This window comes from Streptomyces sp. NPDC026672, assembly GCF_040638185.1.
In the GTDB taxonomy this organism is placed as follows: domain Bacteria; phylum Actinomycetota; class Actinomycetes; order Streptomycetales; family Streptomycetaceae; genus Streptomyces.
Window position 1 is genome coordinate 1 of sequence record NZ_JBEZXS010000107.1, and the last position, 1,665, is coordinate 1,665.

2 protein-coding genes are annotated in these 1,665 nt (G+C 68.8%); one reads left to right on the forward strand and one right to left on the reverse strand.

The genetic code is table 11. The features are described 5' to 3' along the window. Nucleotides 1-267 precede the first annotated feature (267 nt). Nucleotides 268-1,059, forward strand: coding sequence for an IS5 family transposase (locus tag AB0F77_RS42975; protein WP_358079779.1), 792 nt, complete (start codon nt 268-270; stop codon nt 1,057-1,059). Here AB0F77_RS42975 and AB0F77_RS42980 read toward each other — a convergent pair. Further along, nucleotides 1,016-1,552 carry a hypothetical protein gene (locus AB0F77_RS42980; protein WP_358079777.1) on the reverse strand — a complete coding sequence of 179 codons (537 nt, stop codon included), beginning with the start codon at nt 1,550-1,552 and terminating at the stop codon, nt 1,016-1,018. The genes AB0F77_RS42975 and AB0F77_RS42980 overlap by 44 nt on opposite strands. Nucleotides 1,553-1,665: the final 113 nt, after the last annotated feature.

Genomic DNA, 1,665 nt, shown 5'->3' on the forward strand with positions numbered 1-1,665 from the left:
AGAAGCTGTTGTCTTTTCGATCTTGAGGGATGCGCGTCGAACGGGAGTCCCGATCGGGTGGTCGTGGGACGCTGGGCGCATACGAACAGGGCCTCCTGAACAGCTCGTTGGTGTCGAATCACCGAGCAGCGGGAGGCCCTGGTGCAGCAGTCTTGCGTGTCGATGGCCGGGCAGTCCAGCGCGGTCACCTGGGAGTGTGACTGCCTGGCTCACCGGTTCGGAAACGCCGCCGACAACGGGACGCGGCAGCCTCGCTATCCGACGGACATGACGGACGGGGAGTGGACCGTCATCCGCCCGTTGCTGCCGGTGCCGGGCTGGATGCGTGGCCGGGGCGGCCGGCCGGAGGCGTACTGCCACCGGGCGATGCTCGATGCGATCCGGTATCTCGTGGACAACGGGATCAAGTGGCGAGCGATGCCCGTCGACTTTCCGCCGTGGGACCGCATTTACGCATTCTTCCGCCGCTGGCGCGACAACTTGCTGGTCAAGGAGTTCCACGACCGGTTGCGCGCGAGGGTGCGCGAGGAGTTGGGGCGGGATGCGGAGCCGACGGCCGCAGTGATCGATTCGCAGTCCGTCAAGGCGGACGCCGTCGTCGGTGGGGACAGCCGGGGCTTCGACGGCGGCAAGCTGATCAACGGCCGCAAGCGGCACGTCGTGGTCGACACGCTCGGTCTGCTGCTGGGCGTGATGGTCACCGCCGCGGACACCGGCGACCGCATCGCCGCCCAGGTCCTGCTCGGGCAGGTCGCCGACGTGCACCACCGCCTCGAACTGGTCTGGGCCGACGGCGGCTACACCGGCAGCCTCGTCGAGTACTGCCTGGCCACGTTCACCCTGGTCCTGGCGATCGTCAAACGCAGCGACGACCAGAAGGGGTTCGTGGTGCTGCCCAAGCGGTGGATCGTCGAGCGCCTTTTCGCCCACCTGATGCGAAGCCGCCGTCTGGTGCGCGACTTCGAGCGGCGCACCACCAGCGCCGAGGCGATGATCTACTGGTCGATGACCCTGCTCATGACGCGCAGCCTGGCCCGGTCACGCCTGCCACGAGGGTGAACCGGCCCGGCTGCCGCTCGGCCAGCCAACCCCGCGCGACCAGGCGTTTCGCCTTCGACCGCAGTGCCTCCACCCGCGCCGGCACCACGTCCATACCGAACAACGCAGCCATCTCTTGGCAGGTCAGCGGCCCTTGATGAAGCCGGTCCCGGTCTGCGAGCGCCGTGAGGATGCGCTGGTAGTCGACCGACAGCGCCGACCAGGCCAGCCCCTGGCGCCACGCCGGCACCTGCGACTTCGGCTTCGCCGCGTCCCGGGGTTCCGTCGGCGCGTCCGCATCCCGCCGATCGCCAGTGGCCTCCGTGCCGGCGGTGTCGCCGCTATCCGGAGCCAGCACCGTGTCGACCCGCCTGCGGGCAATCGCCCACTCCTGCCATTCCTGCTCGGCCGCAGCCAGCTCGGCCTGGATGCGGTCGGCCTCCTCCCGCAGCCCGTCGACTCGACGGCGAGCGGCGAGCTCGTGCTGTTCCAGCAGTCCGACAACCGACGGCATCCGTGACCTCCCGGGGAACGACGACCCGACAGGTCACGACTCCCACGGAATCACCACTGCTATCCCCGACCAGCGGAAACGCACCGATCACGCCCGAAAAGACAACAGCTTCT